General features: G+C 35.9%; 23 protein-coding genes. 4 read left to right on the top strand and 19 right to left on the bottom strand.

Annotated features, from left to right (window positions below; all coding sequences use genetic code 11):
• Nucleotides 1-36: 36 nt before the first annotated feature.
• From ACPUVN_RS02115 to ACPUVN_RS02050, 14 genes are all read right to left on the bottom strand, one after another.
• Nucleotides 37-447, bottom strand: coding sequence for a hypothetical protein (locus ACPUVN_RS02115; RefSeq protein WP_426369871.1), 411 nt, complete (start codon nucleotides 445-447; stop codon nucleotides 37-39).
• Between the two features lie 415 nt (nucleotides 448-862).
• Nucleotides 863-1,189 carry a hypothetical protein gene (locus ACPUVN_RS02110; protein WP_426369870.1) on the bottom strand — a complete coding sequence of 109 codons (327 nt, stop codon included), beginning with the start codon at nucleotides 1,187-1,189 and terminating at the stop codon, nucleotides 863-865.
• A gap of 109 nt (nucleotides 1,190-1,298) precedes the next feature.
• Nucleotides 1,299-1,715, bottom strand: coding sequence for a hypothetical protein (locus tag ACPUVN_RS02105; RefSeq protein WP_426369869.1), 417 nt, complete (start codon nucleotides 1,713-1,715; stop codon nucleotides 1,299-1,301).
• A gap of 121 nt (nucleotides 1,716-1,836) precedes the next feature.
• A complete protein-coding gene (locus ACPUVN_RS02100; RefSeq protein ID WP_426369868.1) occupies nucleotides 1,837-2,121 on the bottom strand; it encodes a hypothetical protein in 285 nt (94 codons plus the stop codon).
• A gap of 76 nt (nucleotides 2,122-2,197) precedes the next feature.
• Nucleotides 2,198-2,800 carry a hypothetical protein gene (locus tag ACPUVN_RS02095; protein ID WP_426369867.1) on the bottom strand — a complete coding sequence of 201 codons (603 nt, stop codon included), beginning with the start codon at nucleotides 2,798-2,800 and terminating at the stop codon, nucleotides 2,198-2,200.
• A gap of 811 nt (nucleotides 2,801-3,611) precedes the next feature.
• Entirely contained in the window at nucleotides 3,612-3,857 is a 246-nt protein-coding gene (locus ACPUVN_RS02090) for a hypothetical protein (protein WP_426369866.1), read from the bottom strand.
• 448 nt (nucleotides 3,858-4,305) lie between these two features.
• Nucleotides 4,306-4,782 (bottom strand): hypothetical protein, encoded by a 477-nt coding sequence (locus ACPUVN_RS02085; protein WP_426357400.1) that lies wholly within the window; start codon nucleotides 4,780-4,782, stop codon nucleotides 4,306-4,308.
• 173 nt (nucleotides 4,783-4,955) lie between these two features.
• The gene (locus ACPUVN_RS02080; protein ID WP_426369865.1) at nucleotides 4,956-5,471 is read right to left on the bottom strand and encodes a hypothetical protein; all 516 of its coding nucleotides are present in this window, start codon (nucleotides 5,469-5,471) and stop codon (nucleotides 4,956-4,958) included.
• Nucleotides 5,472-5,905: 434 nt separating this feature from the next.
• Entirely contained in the window at nucleotides 5,906-6,592 is a 687-nt protein-coding gene (locus ACPUVN_RS02075; RefSeq protein WP_426369864.1) for a hypothetical protein, read from the bottom strand.
• A gap of 131 nt (nucleotides 6,593-6,723) precedes the next feature.
• On the bottom strand, nucleotides 6,724-7,128 hold the full coding sequence (locus ACPUVN_RS02070; RefSeq protein ID WP_426369863.1) for a hypothetical protein: 405 nt from the start codon (nucleotides 7,126-7,128) through the stop codon (nucleotides 6,724-6,726).
• 793 nt (nucleotides 7,129-7,921) lie between these two features.
• Nucleotides 7,922-8,749: an abortive infection family protein gene (locus ACPUVN_RS02065; protein ID WP_426369862.1), complete on the bottom strand. Its 828-nt coding sequence runs from the start codon at nucleotides 8,747-8,749 to the stop codon at nucleotides 7,922-7,924.
• An 807-nt stretch (nucleotides 8,750-9,556) separates the two neighbouring features.
• A complete protein-coding gene (locus ACPUVN_RS02060; protein WP_426369861.1) occupies nucleotides 9,557-10,186 on the bottom strand; it encodes a hypothetical protein in 630 nt (209 codons plus the stop codon).
• 465 nt (nucleotides 10,187-10,651) lie between these two features.
• Nucleotides 10,652-12,286: an amidase gene (locus ACPUVN_RS02055; RefSeq protein ID WP_426369860.1), complete on the bottom strand. Its 1,635-nt coding sequence runs from the start codon at nucleotides 12,284-12,286 to the stop codon at nucleotides 10,652-10,654.
• A gap of 212 nt (nucleotides 12,287-12,498) precedes the next feature.
• Entirely contained in the window at nucleotides 12,499-13,056 is a 558-nt protein-coding gene (locus tag ACPUVN_RS02050) for a hypothetical protein (protein ID WP_426369859.1), read from the bottom strand.
• 521 nt (nucleotides 13,057-13,577) lie between these two features.
• On the opposite strand from ACPUVN_RS02050, the gene ACPUVN_RS02045 reads away from it, so the two are divergent.
• Together ACPUVN_RS02045 and ACPUVN_RS02040 are read left to right on the top strand one after the other, a co-directional pair.
• A complete protein-coding gene (locus ACPUVN_RS02045) occupies nucleotides 13,578-14,354 on the top strand; it encodes a haloacid dehalogenase type II (RefSeq protein WP_426358236.1) in 777 nt (258 codons plus the stop codon).
• 209 nt (nucleotides 14,355-14,563) lie between these two features.
• Nucleotides 14,564-14,965, top strand: coding sequence for a VOC family protein (locus ACPUVN_RS02040; RefSeq protein WP_426358237.1), 402 nt, complete (start codon nucleotides 14,564-14,566; stop codon nucleotides 14,963-14,965).
• Between the two features lie 15 nt (nucleotides 14,966-14,980).
• On the opposite strand, the gene ACPUVN_RS02035 is transcribed toward ACPUVN_RS02040, so the two are convergent.
• Nucleotides 14,981-15,766 carry a phytanoyl-CoA dioxygenase family protein gene (locus tag ACPUVN_RS02035; protein WP_426358238.1) on the bottom strand — a complete coding sequence of 262 codons (786 nt, stop codon included), beginning with the start codon at nucleotides 15,764-15,766 and terminating at the stop codon, nucleotides 14,981-14,983.
• Between the two features lie 399 nt (nucleotides 15,767-16,165).
• Between ACPUVN_RS02035 and ACPUVN_RS02030 the strand changes: the two genes are divergently transcribed.
• Complete coding sequence (locus ACPUVN_RS02030) at nucleotides 16,166-17,065, top strand: PEP-CTERM sorting domain-containing protein (protein ID WP_426358239.1); 900 nt, start codon at nucleotides 16,166-16,168, stop codon at nucleotides 17,063-17,065.
• A 3-nt stretch (nucleotides 17,066-17,068) separates the two neighbouring features.
• Here ACPUVN_RS02030 and ACPUVN_RS02025 read toward each other — a convergent pair whose 3' ends face one another.
• A complete protein-coding gene (locus ACPUVN_RS02025) occupies nucleotides 17,069-18,268 on the bottom strand; it encodes a glycosyltransferase (RefSeq protein WP_426369858.1) in 1,200 nt (399 codons plus the stop codon).
• Between the two features lie 405 nt (nucleotides 18,269-18,673).
• Between ACPUVN_RS02025 and ACPUVN_RS02020 the strand changes: the two genes are divergently transcribed.
• Nucleotides 18,674-19,465 (top strand): PEP-CTERM sorting domain-containing protein, encoded by a 792-nt coding sequence (locus ACPUVN_RS02020; RefSeq protein ID WP_426369857.1) that lies wholly within the window; start codon nucleotides 18,674-18,676, stop codon nucleotides 19,463-19,465.
• Between the two features lie 107 nt (nucleotides 19,466-19,572).
• On the opposite strand, the gene puuE is transcribed toward ACPUVN_RS02020, so the two are convergent.
• The 3 genes from puuE to guaD are packed head-to-tail and all read right to left on the bottom strand — an operon-like array spanning nucleotide 19,573 to nucleotide 23,121.
• On the bottom strand, nucleotides 19,573-20,520 hold the full coding sequence (gene puuE / locus ACPUVN_RS02015) for an allantoinase PuuE (protein ID WP_426358242.1): 948 nt from the start codon (nucleotides 20,518-20,520) through the stop codon (nucleotides 19,573-19,575).
• Nucleotide 20,521: 1 nt separating this feature from the next.
• Nucleotides 20,522-21,736: a urate hydroxylase PuuD gene (locus tag ACPUVN_RS02010; protein ID WP_426369856.1), complete on the bottom strand. Its 1,215-nt coding sequence runs from the start codon at nucleotides 21,734-21,736 to the stop codon at nucleotides 20,522-20,524.
• A 14-nt stretch (nucleotides 21,737-21,750) separates the two neighbouring features.
• The gene (guaD, locus tag ACPUVN_RS02005) at nucleotides 21,751-23,121 is read right to left on the bottom strand and encodes a guanine deaminase (RefSeq protein ID WP_426369855.1); all 1,371 of its coding nucleotides are present in this window, start codon (nucleotides 23,119-23,121) and stop codon (nucleotides 21,751-21,753) included.
• Nucleotide 23,122 lies beyond the last annotated feature (1 nt).

The following is a 23,122-nucleotide window of genomic DNA, read 5'->3' as shown; positions in this document are numbered from 1 at the left end:
CAAAATAAGCGAGGCACGAGCAATGGCCAGCTGTTTTTAGTCCTTGTTGATTTGCTTGTTATGTGTAATTTGGTACACAGCGAAATACCAGAAAACTGTAGCAGAAACCACACCAACTAAGCTACAAAATAATGCTTGAGTAAACAAGTCTCCAGCTGAGTCCTCCCCAAATGGTTTTAGTATGTAAATAAATCCAAGTGATGGAATAACAGCAATTAAAGCATACCAACCTAAACTAACTTTATTATGCTTTTTAAGATATAAGTGTATAGGTAATGACCAACAGATTGTAATTATCAAGCTTACAAAAGCTGCCACACTAGACATTAACAATGCCACTCTAAAATCATAATACTCTGAATTAAGCGTACCAATATAAGTAACAACAAACGTAATAAAAAATGCTGTGAATATAGTTGCTAAAATTGCGACAAATGTTGATTTCATAGTTTACACATAACGCCTCAAACAGAGGCTAAAAATTGTTGGCCAAAATGGCGAGGCACGAGCAACGGCCAGCTGTTTTTAGTCCTGCTGCTTTGCCTTGTTAGCAGTGTAAGATAAGCTTTGGCGGTTTACCGCTATAACTTTTTAATATTACAACTAACGCTATTTAATACACTTTACTCAAAAATTAACACCGAGAAAACAACACAAAGCAATTAACGATAAGTAAATTTTAATTAGGAAGAGGTAAAGTGAAACGTAAAACCTTTTTACTAAAAACCAATCCCTGATTTATACAAACTGAATAAGACTGCTAACGCCCCAAACAGAGGCTAAAAATTGTTGGCCAAAATGGCGAGGCACGAGCAACGGCCAGCTGTTTTTAGTCCTGCTGCTTTGCCTTGTTATATGGTACTTACCACAAATGCTTTTCCAGTAATTTACCTGCATACGATTGAATTGCAAGCCAATTCGAATTACTTTGCAAACCAGATACGCCATTATTCATTGGTACATCTTTACCATATTTGTCAAAGTGGTCATTAAATAATGATAAATCTTTTAGCTCGTTAATATTAAATGACGATACAAACTTAGCCGAGTTAGGATGATAATAATCGTCGAACCAGGTACAAAACAATTCAGCAGGAACTTGAGCAATCGGTACATTTTTTTCGTACTCGAACTGACTTTCAGGAGATGAGATTAATTGTAATATTTCGATAATGTTTTTTTTGTGCACCAAACTTCCTTGTACCATATAACGCCCTCGTTAAGGGGCAAAATTTAGTTGGCTAAAATGTTGAGGAACGAAAACAGCCAACTGTATTTTGTCCTGCTTAAACAGCTTGTTATATGCCATTTCTATCGTTTATCAACTTTACCTTAATTTTTGACAATTGAAATAAAAATATAAAAAATGTAAAAATTAACGGCATGAAACTTAAGATAAAACCCTCATTTGAGTTCCAAAAATAAGTAAACCAGCACTGCATTATAAAGAATGCTATCACTTTCATCGCATGTGTAAATATTAGGAAGCTAAATAAAATTGAAAGAAGCGATGAAAGAATAATAGCTCCAACAGTTGGGAGCAATGCATTTAATAGGTCTAACTCAAATCCCTCACCCGGAGTATAGATTGTATAAAAGTACGTTATTAAAACGGGCACCAGAGATATCGCGACAAACAAATTATTGCCATTTTCTTTAGCGGTATGATTACTATGAATGCGGTTTCTTTCCGCTAGTTTTTCGAGAGCATCCATTGCTGAAGATTCCTTGGCATATAACGCCCTAATAATGGGCAAAAAATTGTTGGCTAAAATGTTGAGGAACGAAAACAGCCAACTGTTTTTTGTCCTTATTAATTAGCTTGTTATAAGGTCATTACTCTTCCATTTTATAGAAAGTATAACCTTTACCTCCAAGCCTCTTCCACCACTTTAACTTGTAAATGCTATCCAAATAAATTTCAGGAATAGCTTCATGTTCCTTATCCAAATTAGACATTAAATCAGGATCTTTTTTGATTAACTCTACAGCCTTTAATTCAGCTTCTTCTAAGTCGTTAGCCTTAACTTTACGAGTTGTCATGAAACCTAAAACCTCTGTATTACCATTTGACAATACTGGAAAATTCTTACCTTCTAGAACTACAGAATACTTCGGCATGACAGACCTTATAACGCCCAATTAACGGGCTAAAAATTGTGGGCTAAAATGGAGCGAAGCGAACAGCCCACTGTTTTTAGTCCTGTTGAATTGGCTTGTTAAGTGACTGATTTAAAACACCAGACAACACAAGCATCGCTATTACAATTCCGACTAAATCAATTCTAACTTGTGGCCACTGAATATAACCTCTTGGACCTTTACCATATACATCAATCAGAGGTTGATGTATTAATTCCCAATATCCAGAAATAAACAGCATAGAAATAAAAACCATAAGCTTGAAATGAAATTGTGTTTTGACTCTCGGTATTTTTTTGAAAGCTGCGAAAGAGAATACCAAGTAATAAATAGATAATATTGCTACTAGCATTACTGCTCCAATAGGTATGAAGCTAGGCTTTAGGCTAGGAAATAACAGAAATATATAAGAAAATAAAATGATTGGTAAATGAATAGAAAATTTTACTTTGAAAACCTTAGAGTCAAAACAAGATACTGAATAAAAGTACATCATAAAAGACATACCTATAAATCCAATTAAATGCCCTAACTCCCTAGGTCCAATAAACCACATAGGTACAAAATCCAGGGTTTCAGACAAATACGCAGCAAAAATAATGATAAATAAACCAACAAAAAATAGCTTGATTGTTAATTTGTACTCTTGATTTTCCATGTGAGCCTTACTTAAGTCACTTAACGCCCAAATAACGGGCTTTTATTGCTGGCTTATAATTTGCGAGGAACGAGCACAGCCAGCTGTAAAAGTCCTGTTGATTTGCCTTGTTATGAGTAACTTAGGTTAACTCAAAACACGACTCTATTAGTAAACACCTAATTTGTAAATGAAGCTCAACTTGCGCTACTAAATACACATTGACGAACCGATGTATTTGCTACAAAAGTCACTTCAAAAGCAAATACTATTGGTGACCTTTGATAAACCTTAACTAGCGAAACTCGTATGAAACAAGCACAAAGTTTACTTGTTAAAACCGCTCTGTTTTACAAAAAAATAACAGACAAAAAGTAGTAAACTCATAACGCTTTGCTAAGGGGCAAATGACCGTTGGCTATAATGCGCGAAGCGCAGCCGACTGTTATTTGTCCGTTTGAGCAACTTGTTATATGCAGCGGAGGTTGTAGCCAAACACTGCACGAGTTTAAGTCACCCGTAATAATAAAACCTAACCGTGAACTTTTACGCTACACGCGAAAGGTTAAACTGAAATAATGTCATTGCCACCTTTGAAAAAGGTATAAAAGGCAATATCTATTAGTGCTAACGCCAAACCAAGTTTAGCGAAAAACACGTAGTAATTTATACGCTGAAATTTTTATTAAAATACCGAAAAACGACATTTTAAAGAACTAATTTTTAAAAGCATATAACGCCTTGCTCAGCGGAAAAATGCGAGCGCGAGCGAGTAGTTTTTCCGATGAAGCAACTTGTTATGTGATTTCATAATTATGATGATAACAAATAATTACCTGTAGAGATTCTCCTCCTCGTCAACAGACACAAAGAAGAGCCTATACTCGTTTACGGAATAGTCATCTACCACCATCATACGGTTTTTACCTTCAGTTTCAGGTAAACGTACTAAATACTTCATATTTTCTCGTTTGGGGTTCTCGTACATTTTCTCCCAGTAGTCTTTCCCCCAACCATCCGACGCTTTTCCATATTCAAGAAATATTTTTTTGAATTCTTCTTTTGAAACTTGATTCATAATTCAGCTATCCATACTTTTAGGCACTTTTTATTCTTTTGAAACATAACGCCTCATTCAGAGGCTAAAAATTGTTGGCCAAAATAGCGAGGCACGAGCAACGGCCAGCTGTTTTTAGTCCTTTGCAATGCCTTGTTAGCCGTGGAAGATAAACGTTTGCGGTTTACCGCCATAACTAGTTAATAATACAACGCATTATTAAAAATACACTTTACTTAAAAATAAACACTAAGAAAAGAACACTGAATATTTAGTTTTAAATAAACTTTAATTAGGAAGAGGTAAATAGAAACGTGAAACCTTTCACTAAAAACCAATCCCTGATTTATACAAATTGAATAAGACTGCTAACGCCTACTTAAGCGGAAAAATATAGTTGGCTATAATGTGAACGAAGTGAAACAGCCAACTGTATTTTTTCCGTTTGAAGTTCTTGTTAGGGCTGCGTTTAAACCGAACCTGATTTACATTGTCGTTTTCGTAAAGAATCGTCAATTATTAAAGGATTTTTTAAATCAGAAATTAATACGTCCGAAACACCTATGCCAGTATCAACCTCTTGTATCCAAAGAGATATTTTATCATCTACTATTTTACGATTTAGCATATAGCTTTTATTTGATTCTAGTTTTACTTTGAAATTGACAAAAGCCTCTTTGGTACTATTCGGAATGTCTCGCTCTGAAATACTAGCTTTAACCCATAAATCATGCTCGCCACTCAAATATTGTTTAGGCTCAACCCAGGAAATAGGCTTTTTGTGAAAACACATTAAGTGAACATATTCTAATTTTGAACTATTATCTCTTTTAAAGTTTTCAAATCGAAAATGGTTATCTTTAATTTCGGCCTTTAAAGGCAAAGTGCTACAACTTATCGAAACTACACTTAAAGTAGATATTAGTAGTAATTTTAAATTCTTCATTTACATTTCCTTTTGATAATTAAAATTTAACAAGGCTACACTGTAGCCCTAACGCCTAAATAACAGGCTAAAAATAGTGGGCTAAAATGGAGCGGAGCGAACAGCCCGCTGTTTTTAGTCCTTGTTGATTTTCTTGTTAGGCTTTTATGTTAACCAATGGATTTATACTAACATCACATCTCTTCTATGCTATTAAGAAAGTCACTTACTTTATCCAGTAAACAAAAAGTATTTTTTAAATTAAATAGTTCTTCGCGACCTATTATTTTTTCACCCCTTTTATTTTTGGAATATCTAAACCCCTGCGAATCAGAATCAAATTTTGAGATTTCTGTTATTAAGTTTTTTAAATTATTTAAATGACTTTCATCTCCTGTATCTGTGATATTTTTTATAGATTTAACATTTTCATAATGTTCTATGAAAGCCTCATGAATTTTTACTAGGCGATGCGCTGTATTTAATTTATTTATTAAGTTATTACACGAAGAAATTTCGTTTAACTTATTTATATTGTGCTTAAGAATAAGCTCTAAATATTGCCTTATTAAAAAAAGAGTAGGTAAGACTATTTCGTCTTGGTAGGCATTAGAATTATATAAAATTTTTGCTGCATCTTCATAATGTAATGCAATTCTTAAATCATTATCACTAGCTAGCCCAACAGAGCTTTCTGTTCTTGAATTCATATTTATATCTCAATATCGCATATGCCGAAAGAAGCCTAACGCCTCAAACAGAGGCTAAAAATTGTTGGCCAAAATGGCGAGGCACGAGCAACGGCCAGCTGTTTTTAGTCCTGCTGCTTTGCCTTGTTAGCAGTGTAAGATAAGCTTTGGCGGTTTACCGCTATAACTTTTTAATATTACAACTAACGCTATTTAATACACTTTACTCAAAAATTAACACCGAGAAAACAACACAAAGCAATTAACGATAAGTAAATTTTAATTAGGAAGAGGTAAAGTGAAACGTAAAACCTTTTTACTAAAAACCAATCCCTGATTTATACAAACTGAATAAAGACTGCTAACGCTTTGCTAAGCGGCTAAAAATGGCTGGCTATAATAGCGAGGAACGAGCACAGCCAGCTGTTTGTGTCCGTTTGAGCAACTTGTTAGGGCTAAACCTTACGCACACGTATATTCCTTTCACTCTTTTTAGATTCTCTCCATATCTCAACTCTGTATTGCTCAGGACGTATCACGTGCACTTTAGGTTTTCGAGAAGGAGGCTCTCTATCATTATCTTTTGGAAGAATAATCGATTGTTCCTCAGGCTCTTCGATAGGTAGTGATAATTGTGATGGTGTTTTCTCCAACGAGTCTTTTAGTTGATCCATAAATTCAGGAACATCATCACCAAAGATATTTCTTGCTAATATCATAGCTTCTTCGGGAGAGAGAGTTCCCTTTGCAACTCGAACAAAAAGCGACTGGAGTTTAGAGAGAGCCTCTCCTCTATTACGAATTTTCGGTTTAACATTCGCATCAGGAAAAGGAGCCGAGGCTCTGATACCTAAGTAATTACCAGCAGCGGTTATGTCGGTATAAAGGTTTTTAGCTCCAGAAGATATAGAGCCGTATGTTGCTAAAAAACCACAAATAGCTGTAGCACCAACAAGTATTTTACTTTTAGCACTGATAGATCCTTCTTGAACATCTAGCACCAAGCAGTAATCGGGTAATTTTAATATATCTCCGACATACTCTTCCCACTCCTCAAAAAGCTTGGTCGAATATGACTCAAACTCATCTACAGGAAGGCTTGGTACGCCTAAATAAAAATCCGTTGTTCCTATATTAATCATGATCCATCATTTGATTCGATTGAGCCCTAACGCCGTTTTAAGCGGCAAATTGCAGTTGGCTAAAATAAGTGAGGCACGAACAAAAAGCCAACTGTAATTTGTCCGACTTGAAAACCCTTGTTATGAGTACATTAGCGCGAAACTTGATATTGTTGCAATGATGGAAGTTCGCAATCTATTGTTTTGATATAAATATTCCGTTCCATCCACATTATTTCTAAGTCGTATAAGCAAAATGAATATTTGGTAGGATCTTCTTCCCATACGTTTTCTGTTTTTACAGATACAGAGGTGAATATCTCGTTATCATTTCCCCACCAAACTAAAACCAAGTAATCGCAGCTAGAACCATCATGAAAAATAACAAAAGCAGGAGTATTTAACCAATTGATGTCGCGAGCTGATTTTACGTGCTTAAGGCGCTGAAAATATTTAGATTGATCAACGATACAATCTGTCGATGAAACAGTATAAATTTTAGTGCCTGTTTCATCTAGCCAGTCAGCTTGACCTTCAATACTTCGAGGATGATACATAACGTTCCTTGTACTCATAACGCCCCAATAAGAGGCTAAAAATTGTTGGCTAAAATAGCGAGGCACGAGCACGGCCAACTGTTTTTAGTCCTTTTGATTGCCTTGTTAGTTGCTGATTGTTAAAAGCACTAACTTTACAATAAGTTACCATGTTTACGGGATAAGCGGAAGATGCAATAAGCGCTTCCGCACGACACACCAAAACATGAATTTTGAGCCTTAAAAGCTAAAGCTATTTGTACTGTTAAACTAGAAAGGCGAAAACTTGGTTGGGCAAAGAAGAAGTGAATATTTGAAGGCACTTCCATTGCCAAACCAAAGATTGAACCAAACTAAAGACATAAGTTATGCACTCAACTATAAAAATAAAATAGTTTATTTAGTGCGGACAACTAACGCCTCAAACAGAGGCTAAAAATTGTTGGCCAAAATGGCGAGGTACGAGCAACGGCCAGCTGTTTTTAGTCCTGCTGCTTTGCCTTGTTAGCAGTGTAAGATAAGCTTTAGCGGTTTACCGCAATAACTCTCTAATAATACAACTAACGCTTTCTAATACACTTTACTTAAAAATTAACACCAAGAAAAGAACACTACGATATTAACGTTAAGTAAATTTTAATTAGGGAGAGGTAAAGTGAAACGTGAAACCTTTTCACTAAAAACCAATCCCTGATTTATACAAACTGAATAAAGACTGCTAACGCTTTGCTAAGCGGCAATAAAATAGTTGGCTAAAATTAGCGAGGAACGAGCAAAAGCCAACTGTTTTTTGTCCGTTTGAGCAACTTGTTAGCTATTTTTTACGCCGTTCATCCCAAGTTTCAAGAACAAAAAGCGCAACTGTATGCGCGGAGTTGATTGCTAAGCGAGCATGCCTTGGCTGAAGGTTATAAACTTTGCGACCTTCACCATGAGCTGAACTTGCATGCGTGCGGAATGCACCAATTCCATCGACTATTGAAATAATACCACTTAGTACTCTTTTAAGGTCATCATCTTGAACTAATTTAGTATCGAAACCTAAATCTCCGCGGACGATTTTCCAGACGTTTTGTAGATCTTGTTTTTGTGGTTTACTTAACCCTTCATCAGCTATGTAAACTTTAAAAATTGACTCTAATATATTACATGCAGCTGAAACGGCTTCTCTTGGTTCAGAATTAACGTTAGCCAAAGCTCTGTTAAATTCAGCGTCAATTGATGGAATATCACGCCCTTTAATAAGTTCGGATAAAGCTTTACTTGGCGCAGAACTCCCATCGGATAAATGTCCTCCAGAAGTATACGTAAGATTGCATTGTTTAAAAATTGATAATAATTTTTGTTTAAACTCTTTTTTATGATTAGTTACATTATGTCCCCACAAAATTTGCTCTTGCTCATCTTGCTCGGGTAACTCCATGTGAGTCTCAATTAATTTCCCTAATACCTTTAACGGGTAATCACATTCTTTATTGATTATTCTAAGCCACGATTGAACCTTTACTGGTTTTGAGCCTTCAGGTGGATCGCCAGGGGCATCCGCATATAAAAACAGATTATCGAGGCTCGCGTGCGTTTCTATATCAGGAAGGTTTTGAGAAATAACTGCGATAATTGGAGCTGGGATTTCTTTTTTCATCATACCTCGAAAGTTTGACTAAATAGCTAACGCCCATATTAACAGGCTAAAAATAGTAGGCCAAAATAAGCGAGGCACGAGCAATGGCCAGCTGTTTTTAGTCCTTGTTGAATTGCCTTGTTATGAGTAACTTACATTAACTCAAAACACGACGCTATTAGTAAACACCTAATGTGTAAATGAAGTTTAACTTGAGCTACCCAATCAACTTTTACGAACCGATGTATTTGCTACAAAAGTCTCTTCAAAAGCAAATACTATTGGTGACCTTTGATAAACTTTAACTAGCGATACTCGTTTGAAACAAGCACAAATTCCACTTGTTAAAGCCAACCTATTTTACAAAAAATAACAGACAAAAAGCAGTAGACTCATAACGCCCAAATAATGGGATTTTATAGCTGGCTTAAAATGTTGAGGAACGAAACAGCCAGCTGTAAAATTCCTATTAATTTGCTTGTTATGAGTAACTTAGGTTAACCCAAAACACTACACTATTAGTAAACACCTAATTTGTAAATGAAGCCTAACTTGAGCTATTAAACACACATTTACGAACTGATGGATTTGCCACAAAAGTCTCTTTATAAAGGCAAAGCCAATTAGTGACTATTGATAAATTTTAACTAGCGAAACTCGTATGAAATAAGCACAAAGTTTACTTGTTAAAACCACTCTGACTTACAAAAAAATAACAAACAAAAAGCAGCAGACTCATAACGCCTCGCTAAGAGGCAAAAAATAGTTGGTTAAAATAAGCGACGCAGGAGCAAAAACCAACTGTTTTTTGTCCTTTTGAGCGACTTGTTAGATTTTTTTGATACTGTTAACTTTTTCTATTTGTTCAACAGTCCTTTTAATCATGCCTTCTATTTGACGATATTTATTAGTTAAATCATCTTTTATTATTGATTGATTTTCAGCTGATACATTTGAATCAAAAGTCATAAAAAAATATTTTTCAGCCGAAGATATTCCTGAATTTAAAATTTCAATACGAGTTTTTAATTCGAATATCTCTGATTGAAGCTCGGTTGAAAATAAAGAAAAATCTGATAGATGCATATTTATAAACAGTAAAGGAAATTTTTGTAATGTTAGTCCTGAGTCAGGCGATGTGTGTAAAGTTGATTTTATTTTTTTAAAATCATTATCGTTAGCTTTAAGCTGTATTCGATACACTTTTATTCTTTGTGGATTTGTAATCTCTAATTGTTCGTAATGTTCTAATAACCAAGCGACAAGTTCACGATCAAAAGATCCTGTTCGGTGAGAGATTAATTGTAACGTCAAAATTAATCTCTCTGTTACATGGTTTATCTCTTTAGATATTCCCACATGTAAGTCTTTCTTTTTATAATGTCTGTAGATTCTACTAACAATTACAGGGCTTAACATACCTAAAAGCCAACCCAAAAGAATTGATAATATATCCATATTCACTAAACTCTCCTAAAAATCTAACAGTTTAATATGAGGATGTAATTCGCCTTTCCACAAAGACCATTAATCCCCTTTAATTTATAATTAACATCGACATTACGTGATTGTTATCATTAGATCAATTACTTAAAAACATAGTTCTAACTGGTCGATGTGTAAAAGGAGGATCTAATCCCGCTTTCTTGTAGAAAGAAGGATCACTCACCTCTTGTATATAAAAACAGTGTTAATTGAGTTTTTAAATATTTTAGCAATAGTCGTGTTTTATCTAAATTTCTAGCAACTTTACTTACTAACCAGACTTTAAATTGATTTATTATATTAAGTAATTTGTAAGTAGTGAGGAAAATCAACCGCACACAAAGGCTATCTCCAAATAAATTATCCCTTGGTCTTGATACAACTCAAGGGAAATTAAATCTTTACCGATAGTGCGGTGATTTGTTCGTAACTTAATGTTTAGTAACTCTTAGCTTTCATCGCTTCTGCAATAGCGGGAATATCTTCAGCATTGGTTAAATAATGCGGTTCAATTTTTCGTTGTGATTGCTGCTCATAGGCAAAGGCAAAAGCGAGAATGTTAGCGTCGGTATTTTTAGTTCCTATAAATGATAAACCCACCGACAATGAATGGATTCCTCCCATAGGTACGGTTACATGAGGGTAACCTGCCTGTGCTGCGTAGGAGCCGAATCCAGGCCAACTTGCAGGCCAAACATCGCCATTAATAGGGTCTACTCTTGGCACTATAGGACCTGAAGGTGCAACAAGAACATCAACATTATGTCCATTTAAAAGCTTGTCTATACCGTCTTCGCGTGTTGCTTTCTGTAAAGTAGAAACCGCTGTTTGGTATTTAGTACTGTTAAGTGGTTCCATGGATTGTGATGCAATAAAAATACTTTGGTCAAACAAAGCTAGTTCTATATCTGCATTGGCTTGGTTATAGTCAATAAGTTCTTGAAGTGTTCGCACCCGTACTTGCTTAGCTGACGTTGAAGAAAGGTAATTATTTATGCCATCCTTAAATTCATATTTTAGTACGTCATAACTCATCTTCCCTAAACCATCTGGAGCTTTTGGGCGCTCGTCAATATTAACTAAAATTGCGCCAGCAACAACTAAATCGTCTAAGGCAGTGGCAAAATGTTGTTTTATTTGATTTGAGCTTCCTTGGGCAAAATTAAGTACACCCACGCGTACTCCTTTAAGTGCCTTAGCATTTAAACCTGCCGTGTAGTCAATGTCAGGCGTAGTGGTAGCCATGGCATTCATCATCATGGCAGCACCTTTAACTGTTTTAGTCATAGGTCCAGCCGTGTCTTGTGATACAGAAATAGGGATAATGTACTGTTGTGGAACTATACCCACTGTAGGTTTAAAACCAACTATGCCATTCGCATTTGAGGGACAAATAATAGAGCCGTTAGTTTCAGTTCCCACAGTAGCTGCTGCTAATGATGCAGCTGTTGCAGCACCAGAACCTGAACTAGAACCACAAGGATTTCTGTCAAGCATATGTGGATTTCTAACTTGACCACCTAATGCCGACCAACCGCTCATAGCTCCTTCAGAACGAAAATTAGCCCACTGACTTAAGTTGGTCTTACCGAGAATTATCGCTCCTTGGGCACGTAAACCTGCCACAAAAGGGCTATCCCGATGAGTTATATTATATTTTAACGCTAAAGCACCTGCAGTTGTTGGCATGTTATCTAACGATTCAATATTATCTTTTAGTAAAACGGGCACACCATGTAAAGGCCCTTTAATTAAACCATCTTTACGCATAACATCTAACGCTTTAGCCTGAGTTAAAGCGTCAGGGTTAACATTAAGCACTGCCTGCAAGCGTGGCCCTTGTTTGTCGATAGCTTTAATACGATCTAGATAGAGTGTTACAAGAGCTTCAGAACTAATATCTCCGCTATTTAAGGCTTCTACAATCTCAGGTAAGGATTTAGAGATGATGCCCTTAGCTTGATAATCAGCAGCCACTGGCGATATTTGTGCACTTTGAACGTTTTCATCAGATAATGAGCAAGCACTCAGTGAAAGCCCAATAGCTAAGGCGAGTATAGGATGTTTTTTCATTGTTTTTATTCACATTAGATCAAACTAAAAGAGCGACTACATTATTGAGATATCAATATCATTGCAAGGTGTATAAGTAGAATATCTCACTTATTTTAAACTATGGTTTCCTCTGCACATCAATCTTTTATTTGACCTAAAAAATACTCTATCTTTTATTAATAAATAACCTCATAAACACCTCTCAATCACTTGATTTATAAAAAATAATGTCATTCTGCAGCATCTGTATTACTTTGTACCGAAAGATCAAAGGTTTTTACATCACAATTACTAAAGGCATCACAACCTTTTACAATAAACGTTAAGCTGGATAAATCTTTATCCTGAAAATTCTCACTACCTACAAAGTCACTTCCAATCGAGCAAGTTAAATTGTTGTTAGCAACTTCACATTGAACTTCACCTGTCGCGTTAGGGCATAGAGATAAAGAGTCGCTACCACATTTAAGTCCTACTATTTTATTATTGTCAGAATGAGCTTGGTCGTTACTCGATAAATAAAAATCTATTATGTAGGCTGCTGAAGTGGGAGAAACCCACTGAACATCAAAGGTAGTGCCTTCTGTAATCGTAACCAACTCCCCTTCATAATAATCTTTTGAATCAAATCGAATATTATGTAAGGTAAAGCTCCCATCTCCAGTCTGTGTTCCAGTTCCTGCATCAACTTGAGGTTCATCGGTTGCAGAAGATTTTTCATTATCATTACCGCCGCCTCCACAAGCACTCAGCATTAAGATACTTATGATGAAAAAAATATGTTTCATTGATGTCCTTACTATTAAATTTATGAGTTGTTCTGTAGCTTAAATAAGAAAACAGACCCTATTAGAAAGGATAACGGTAACATCATTAAATGCAAATAATTACCCTAGCTAGATGTTATTTTACGGTTCTGTTTGGCGTTATTTTCAACCTCAACACCTTTCAAAATAATCAGTCATACTCTCTTACAGATCAACCGTGGGATTTAATTGCAAACATTTTGATTAATCGTCAGACTTATTTCCGTTATGGCTATATTAGCCATGTAACGAAAGTTTCTGCTGTTTAAGTTGGTCTGCTCACTTGTATGAACAAATGTAATGTTACTTACAAGGTTAAAACACAAGCTTACTTATAAATTTGAATTCGACATAAACAGTTCACCCAAGCATTGTTAATAAATAACGTTGGATGAGTTAAATCGTATTACATGATTCATAAAATATTTTTAAACAATGGCTAAAAAACATTATCACGAGTTCAGGTTACTTAATTGATTCAATCACATATTTACAGAGGTATTATGAAAACCCCAATATTAAAAACATTTTTTACTTTAGTTTTATTACTTAATTGCCATCAGCTTTTTGCTGGTGAGGTAGCAAAATCAACTAAACCATTAACTAAACCTAAAGTTATTATTTTTGATGTTAACGAAACACTACTCGACTTAACAAGCATGCGTAAATCTGTAGGCGATGCTATTGGTGGGCGTGAAGACTTATTGCCTTTATGGTTCTCAACTATGTTGCATCACTCTTTAGTTGTTTCAGCTACTGGCGAATACGAAAGCTTTGGTAATATTGGTGTAGCTGCACTACAAATGGTTGCTGAAATTAATGGCATAGATATTTCTAAAGAAGATGCTAAAAAATCTATTTTAACGCCATTACGTTCTTTACCTGCACATCCTGATGTTGCTGAAGGTTTAGCTGCACTTAAAGCGCAAGGTTATAAGCTAGTAACATTAACTAACTCTTCGTTAGCGGGTGTAAAGCTACAACTTAAAAACTCGGGTTTAAGCCAATATTTTGATGCGAATTTAAGCATTGAATCTGTAGGTGTATTTAAACCTCATCTTGCAACTTACCAATGGGCAATTAAAGACTTAGGCGTTGATGCTGATGAAGCGTTAATGGTTGCTGCTCATGGTTGGGATATTGCGGGTGCTGATAAAGCAGGTTTACAAACAGCCTTTATCCGTCGAACAGGCAAGGTATTATTTCCAATTGCTGCACAACCTGATTACAGTGTGTTAGACGTTAATGAACTGGCTAAAACGTTAGCTAAGTTTAAATAACCTCTATCGACTATTTACCCTGCGTTGCAGTATTTTACTCAACGCATGGTTTTATTCTTTCAATATCAACTCAATAAGTTAACGCTTCAACTTGGTATAACACCTGTTTTAATTCATAATCCTGCAAAACAAATCAACTAACATCTTATTTCGATTTCCCCTGTTATTAATCCCAAATAATATCGAATTTTATTTAAAGGTAATTTTTTATGACACAAACAATTCAAAACATTGGTGGTATCGCACTTGTTGTAGACAACTACGATGACGCTATTGAATTTTATACAACTAAACTGCAATTCACTTTAATCGACAATATAGATTTAGGCGAAGGTAAACGTTGGGTACAAGTATCACCACCAAATTCTAATGGCTCAAATTTAGTGTTATCTCAGGCCAGCAATGAACAACAAAAACAAGCGGTAGGTAACCAAAGTGGCGGCGGTGTATTCTTGTTCCTTAAAACCAATGACTTTTGGCGCGATTACGAGCTAATGAAGGCTAACGGCGTGGTATTTAACGAAGAACCAAGAGTTGAAGAATATGGCGTGGTTGTTATTTTCCAAGATCTTTATGGTAATAAATGGGATCTATTACAGCTAACTGAATAACCAGTTAGCTGATAATTAACAGCCCACAGGCTTTAATTTGATAGTATTTTCAAACAGTCTTGGGTCGTTGATTTGTTCTAGCATAAGCGTATCAGGTAAACAGTCGTCATCAACGTAATCAGCAAAGTCGGCTGATGAATCAAAAACTAATATGTCTAAAGCTAAGCGGTCTAAACCGTATAAGCCACGGTGGATCATATCAGCAGAAAACACTAATAAGTCACCTGCCGCTAAGGGGATTTCTTTTCCACTTGAAAGGCTTTCACTGCTCAGCCTTTTATTGTTTTCTAAACGAACATCAAACTCTTCTTCGTTATCCCAACGTTTATGTGTGCCAGGCACTAACTCCATACCCAACTCATCAAATAAAGGGACTCGCAAGTGAATAACTTGAGTTTCTTGAATCGCTTTTTTCTGCTCTTCCACTTCATGGTCGTATTGACAATCACGATGCCAGAAGTTTTCTTGTTTCGTATTAAACGGATTGAAAAACAGCTGAGTATTCATAAAGGCAGGTTTGTTGGTGACAACTGATTCAACAATCTTCATGATTTTTTCTGAGCTAATAAAGTTAAACAGCTTCACCCTATCATCAGGTTTTAAATACACGCTTCCCGTTATTAACGATGAGTTAAAAGCTTCTTCTTCGTAGAAGGTTCTGTTGTCTTTTTTCCATAATTCATGAAAGGTTAAAATTACTTTTCTTAGAGCAGAAATCTCAGCTGCATTAAAATAATCTCTTATTATAAAATAGCCTTTCTCGTCGTAATTACCGCTTAACTGTTTTAAATCTTCTACCATTTACTGCTATCACCTTTACTTTATTTACTGTGTTTTCAAGTACGTTTCGCTGTGAATTTTTGGTCAATTATTAACAAAAACATGAGCTAAATTCACAAGTCGTAAATTTTAACTTATTACAGCTAATGAAAGAGATATTTATTTTGTATTTTTACTTGGTAGTTCAATACTTGTTCTATTTTGTTAGCGCTAATAATGAAACAAAAAATAATATTTCAATCTTTATTTTTCTTTACTTTTCAGTAACCTAAAGTGTCAGTTATTTTTACAACAAGCTAAACTCCTTCAAATATAAATATATTCAAACTACTGATTAAAAAGGAAAATAAAAATAAAAAAAATTCAGGAACATTTTTTGCTTTAAATTACAAAAAACAACTCATCGGATGATTTAACATTATGAATTTAAATAAAAAAACACTTAGTTTCACCATTGCTTGTTTATTAGGCACTAGTGCTCTTCAAGCTAACGCTGCAATAATTGACTTACAAATTGATGCTCAAGGAACTGCATCCGCTTACGGTAGCTCGCCATTAACGAATACAGACTCTGGTACTACAGATGTATCTGTATATACGAGTGTAAATGGTGAAGTTGCTTCTGCTTATTCAAGTGCTAGTGGCGAGAGTGATGGATCGTTTTATTCTTCATCTGCTTCTTATGATTACGCTTCAGCTACATCAAGTGTTAAGCAAACTTACACAGTAACAAATGATACAAGTGAAGATCAGTTTTTTGATTTTTCATTCGATGTAGTTGCTGGTAGTCTTGAATCTATGTGTGGTAATAGTTCTGATGATAACCCATACGGTATAAATGAAAATGGCTACGGTAGTGATACTTGTGAAGACACTGGTTTTGCTTCAGCAAGTTATATGGCTGAAATTTTATTCAATGGTTTGAGCGTATGGGATAGTGCTGTTTCAATGTCTCTAGATTCTACTGGTTTAACTTATGTAACATCAGGAACTGAGTTAAGCCCGGTTGATACTGATTCAAATACTTATTATTGGAGCGATAGCTCATTCAATATTGATTTAGGTCTTGTAGCTGCTGGTTCTGATTTTACCGTTGAATATATATTAACAACTCAAGCTGAAAGCTTCACTAGTGAAGAATTCAATATTTACACTCAAGGTCGTGCACAATTTGGCGATCCAAGTGGTTTCGGAACAACTAATGTGTCATTTGATACAACGGCAGCAACAACACCGACAAGTGTGCCTGTTCCAGCTACATTAGCATTACTTGGTTTAGGTTTAGTTGGCTTTAGAATTTCTAAAAGAAAAGCTCAGTAATAACTAGCTGATAATATTTTCACAGGATTTAACCATATTTTCTAATTGATCAGATGAGTTAAATCCTGCATATTTCTGTTTAAACATTTCAATATTCTTACCCAACTCTGCATTCGTACAAGTAAATTGAATAGCGGCGGCGTAATTAATTTTTTCATTACGCGGATTAACAGCCGTGACTAATCGACGTTTAGCCAGTAAATATACCAGTATTGACTGTTCTAGTTGCGATGGTACCAACAAAAGCCTTTTCCCGTGTAATAACGCAGCAGACACAACACCATGACCTGCGTGAGAAACAATCATATCTGCCTCATTTAACACTTGCCTCATGTTCGCTGGTTTGTTTAGCAAAACTGCATTTTTACTCTTTTTACAAATTTCTATTACTTTGGCATTAGCCTGAGGAATATAAAGTACAAGATTATTATTACTTTGAATTAATGCCGCTAATAGCAATTCGAACCCTGGTGTATTTTGTTTTATATAAGCAAAAACTTTAGTGCTTTTGCTTTTACCCCAAACAAAAGAGCTGCCAACATCAATATCAAAACAAGGTCCACAATAATCAGCTCCGTTACGTGTTGAGTAATGATCTAGCTCAGCGAAAGTGCATAAGAAATTATCGTCAACATTAAATAACTGATGTAAATGTTCAAACGACAAAGTGTTGTATTTTGTTAACACGCCATTTATCGAACTAAGTACTTGGCTTTCATGCTGGAGAAAAGCTTTCTGATCTGGAACCTTCATACTTTCCAGACTTGGTAATGGAGCAACTTGTGGTGGAGTTGAAAATCCAGTGCCCATGATGATATTTTTGAGTTTAAGTATTTTACAGGCGACTAAAGCTGTAGGGCTGTGATCAGCAATCACTAAATCAGGCTTTAATAACTCAAATAGATTTTTCCAAGTATCAACAAGCGGACATAGTGTAGCTGTAGATTTATATCCCCAATCAAAAATTATTTCAGCGTATGAATAAGTAACTTTTAGGTTATCAGTGCTTTGTAAAATAAGAGGCGACTGATATACCTTTATTGGTAAATGCCCCAAAACATCAGCAACTAGTGAAACATTTTTTGAGATAACAGATACTTGATAACCTTTATCGAGTAATGCTTTTGCTAAAAGTGAAAAGCTTGTGATATGCCCTAAACCACCGCCTAATTCCCAAGTAAAAACTACATGTTTATTTAGCAAAATAAAGTATCCATTTAAAAGATTAAATTAACGAAAATTATTGATAACTTATTAAACAAGAGAATGAAATATAAGTGTTTATCTTATATTCAAGTTATCTCGCTCATTGTTACGTAAATAGAAGGGTTTTCCAAGTTTCTTTAGAATATTCATTTCTATTAGGTAGTTACAATGAATGCTTAAATATTAGCTATGTGAATCATTGTTTACCTCTCATTTTCTGAATATGTCAGCATATTTTACAACTTAAGAAAAATGATAATTAGGCTACTTCGTAAATGATTAATTATCATACAAAAAATACAGTTGGCTTAATTTATGCGCCAATATACTCAACTCAAGGTTTTGTCTTGAGTCGAAATACTAATAACAGTATTTCAAAATGCAGATCAGAGAGGATTAAGCATGACTATACATAATAAACTTAGAATAATTAAAAGTATAAACCTTGCCCTATTGACAGCAGTTATCGCATTAGGTGCATCAACTACCACCTATGCCGGTATATTAAATGGTACAGGAAACGTAACACCCGATATTATATTTGGCTCAGGAAACGCCAATGGGAGTTTTACAGGGGAAACACGTAACAACATAGAAGTAGGATTAAGAGCTAAGCAACGTTATCCAGCAGCAAATATTTTTAATTACGATGGCGTAGATACTTATACCTTTGACTCAAACGTTTTAACCACTAATCCAGCGAATCGGTCGGTATTCAACTTTGAGTGGTCTATCAACATAGATCAAAGTGATACCGATACACTTCAGCTTAGCGATTTTTCATATTTATTTTCGTTTGATACAGATGCTTCAGCGGCAGTCTCTTATTCAACTTTCGACCCATTCAATACTTTAGGTTTTTTTGATCATGCGCTGGGCGACAATTCAACACTCAATGGAGGAGGAACTGTATCAACGAGTAACTCAGATTTACTTACGAATATGAACTCTTTTAGTATCGCGCAACAATCAGCTAATTTAGGTTTTGGTTATTCAGCAGACCCTGATTTACCTGGCGCTTATGATTTCAAAATGGAAGTATTTCAAGCTGGTTCACAAATACTATTATCATCAGCTGAGATATCAGTTCTTGTAACGCCATTAGCTGTTCCTACTACAACCACTTTACCTCTGATGTTAGGCGGAATAGGCTTATTAGGTTTTATGGCGCGTAAACGTAAGCTGAAAAGCTAAAGAAAGAATTAAAATGAAAGCTAGCACTAAACGCTAGGTTAAAGACAAGGGCGGCGATAAACGCCCTTTTATTTGGTTTAAATATCGAACTTTAAAGCTGCGAATGATTAAGCTTTATAAGGATGTTCTTTGTGCCAATGCTCAGCTATCTCAACTCTTCGAGCAAACCACACATCATCAAATGATTGCACATATTGAAAAAACTTCTCTAAGGCTTTAATTCTTCCAGGACGTCCAATTAAGCGACAATGTAATCCAATAGAAAGCATTTTCGGGCTATCTAAACCATCAGGATCGCCCTCTTCATATAAAGCATCAAACGCATCTTTTAAATAATTAAAAAACTGGTCGCCAGCATTAAAGCCTTGAACAGCAGCAAAACGCATGTCGTTTGTGTCTAAGGTGTAAGGCACAATTAACTGAGGCTTACCTTGGTGTTCACGCCAAAAAGGTAGGTCGTCACTGTAGTCATCTGCATCGTAAAGAAAGTTACCATTCTCAGCCACTAAGCTTGCGGTATTGGGGCTCGTTCTACCTGTGTACCAACCTTTAGGTTTCTCACCCGTAATTTCTTCGATTATAGCGACAGCTTCTTCCATGTGTTGGCGTTCAGTTTCAATATCAACATTTTGATAGTTGATCCAACGCAGTCCATGGCTACAAATTTCATGTCCTGCCTCTTTAAAAACTTTAGCCACTTCTGGATAACGCTTTAACGCCATTGCTACAGCAAACACAGTAACAGGCACATCGTATTTTTCGAACAAACGTAATAAGCGCCAAACACCTGAACGACTGCCGTATTCATAGATAGATTCCATGCTCATATGGCGATCTTCTACATGGGGAGCACTTACAATTTCAGACAAAAAGGTTTCAGCAGCAGCATCACCATGCAGCACACAGTTTTCACCGCCCTCTTCATAATTCATTACCACTTGCACAGCAATACGCGCTTTATTAGGCCAGTTAGCATGTGGAGGCTTAGCGCCATACCCAACAAGGTCTCGCGGATAATTCTGATAAGTATCTTGGCTATTTGAATCACTCGACATTTTACTGCTCCTTACTTGCTGCTAATAACCAACTTGATAATAACTCGCGCTCTTCATCGGTCATATGGGTTAGGTTAGCCAGTGGCATGTCTTTACTGATAATGGCACGTGTATAAATGGATTGGCTGAACTTTTTAGCTTCATCAATCGAGTCAATTACAAAACCTGATGGCGCTGTTTTAAACATTTCTGATGTAGGTGTTTTACTATGACACTCAGTACAACGTGTTTCTATGATTGTCCATGCTTCAGCATCAGTGATAACTGCTGCTTGCGGAGAACCGTCATTCGACGTTTGTACATTTAGCGTGTGCCAAGGTGCAATCGCTAGCATTAAAACAAAAAAGGCAGCAATACCACTGACTAATACACTAGGTTTATTAACCCCTTGATGTTTTAAGTTGAAGAAGTGGCGTATCCACATACCAATAACAAATAACGCTATTAATATTAACCAACCGTAATCATGGCTATAAGTATAAGGAAAGTGATTACTCGTCATAATAAAAATAATAGGTAGCGTAGCGTAGTTATTGTGTATTGAACAAAGCTTAGCTTTTAAGCCCGGAGCTGAGTCTGGAATTCTACCCGCTTCAACTTCTGCCACCATATAACGTTGGCCAGGCATAATAATATGATAAACATTACCCGCCATACAGGTACCAATTAACGCACCAATATGAATATACACAGCGCGATCGGTAAATAGCTGATCTAAGCCCCATGTCCAAAGTGCTAATAAAATCACACTAACAACGGCGAAAACCAGTCCTTTTTCGGCGATAACGCTATTACATAAAGCACGATAAACCACATAACCTAAAGCAATAACACCAATTGATGTTGCTATTGCCGTTACTTTATCTAGCGTCATTTTGCTGTTATCTAATAAGTAAATATCAGCACCAACATAATAAAGCAAGGTGAAAAGTAAGGTACCTGTGATCCACGTTGTATAAGCTTCCCACTTAAACCAATGCAAGGTAGATGGCATTTTTTCAGGGCCATTTTGATACTTAGCAATTTCGTAAAATCCACCACCGTGTACTGCCCACAAATCACCACGAATGCCTTTGTCTTTTTTCCACTGTGGTGGTTCTTCTAAATTGTTATCGAGCCACGCAAAATAAAACGACGCGCCAATCCATGCTATACCTGTGATAACATGAAAATATCTTAATACTAAATGTATCAACTCAAAAAAATAACTTTCCATTATTCACTCACTTCCTATAAATTTTTATTAGATGGTTCAGAAGAAAACGTAGAACTAAATTGAACATCTGCATCACGTTGATAAGCGCTTTTACCCAAAATAAAGGTTTCTTCAATACAACGATCGTCACCTAGCATCATGATGGCAAATAGCTTTTCATGAAGTGTTTTAGCAAACGTCAAACGAAACTCCATAAAAGGCGTAGGTTTAGGATCGAGTACAACAAAATCAGCCTCACAACCTGTATTGAAATTACCAATAACGCCTTCTAAATCTAATGATCTGGCTCCGCCAAGTGTTGCTAAGTACAAACCTTTAAATGCAGAGAACTTTTCATTTTGTAATTGTTGAATTTTGTAAGCTTCGTTCGCCGTTTGTAACATTGAAAAGCTTGTACCTGCTCCAATATCGGTGCCCATACCTACGTTGATGCCATGTTTTTCGCAGCTTTTTAGATCAAATAAGCCAGAGCCTAAAAATAAGTTAGAGGTTGAACAATGAGAAATAGCTGCATCATTATCAGCTAAACAACAAAGTTCACGTTCAGACAAATGAATGCTATGTGCAAACACAGAACGTTTTCTAACCAGCCCTGCATCTTCATAAACACCTAAATAATCGGTAGATTTAGGAAATAAATTTTGTACCCAAGCACATTCGTCTTTGTTTTCAGATAAATGAGTATGCAGATAAGTATCAGGAAACTCCTTTAACAACTCACCACATTTAGCCAGTTGTTCGGGTGTTGAAGTAGGTGCGAAACGTGGTGTTACTGCATAACTTAAACGATCAACATTGTGCCATTTTTCGATTAATGCTTTTGATTGCTCATAGCTTGACTGCGCACAATCTGATAAGTCGTCAGGACAATTTGTATCCATCATTACTTTACCTGCGATCATACGAAGATGACGCGCTTGTGCTTCAGTGAAAAAAGCATTAACGGATTCAGGATGCACAGTACCGAACACTAAAGCGGTAGTTGTACCATTACGTAACAGTTCATCTAAAAAGCGTTTAGAAATGTCTTTTGCGTAAGCTTCATCAGCAAATTTCTTTTCCGTAGGGAAAGCGTATTCGGTTAGCCAAGTTAATAATTGCTCGCCATAAGCACCTACCATTTCTGTTTGTGGTAAATGTATGTGGGTATCGATCATACCTGGAATAATAAAACGGTTATCGTAGCGTTTAACTTCAATACTTTTATCTAGAGTTGGCAGTATGTCTTTCTCGTAGCCAATTTGTGCTACCTTACCGTTTTTAATAACAAGCGCACCTTTTTCAAAATAACGGTGGGCGTTGTCGCCAGCAATAGCTGGATCATCAACAAAATCAAAAATGTCACCACAAATAACTACATTTTCTTGGTTAGAAATATTTGTCAAA

Origin of the sequence: Pseudocolwellia antarctica, assembly GCF_049933045.1 — a bacterium.
Classification (GTDB): Bacteria; Pseudomonadota; Gammaproteobacteria; order Enterobacterales; family Alteromonadaceae; genus Pseudocolwellia.
The sequence above is the reverse complement of the archived record's forward strand: the minus strand, read 5'-3'. Positions and strand labels throughout refer to the sequence as shown.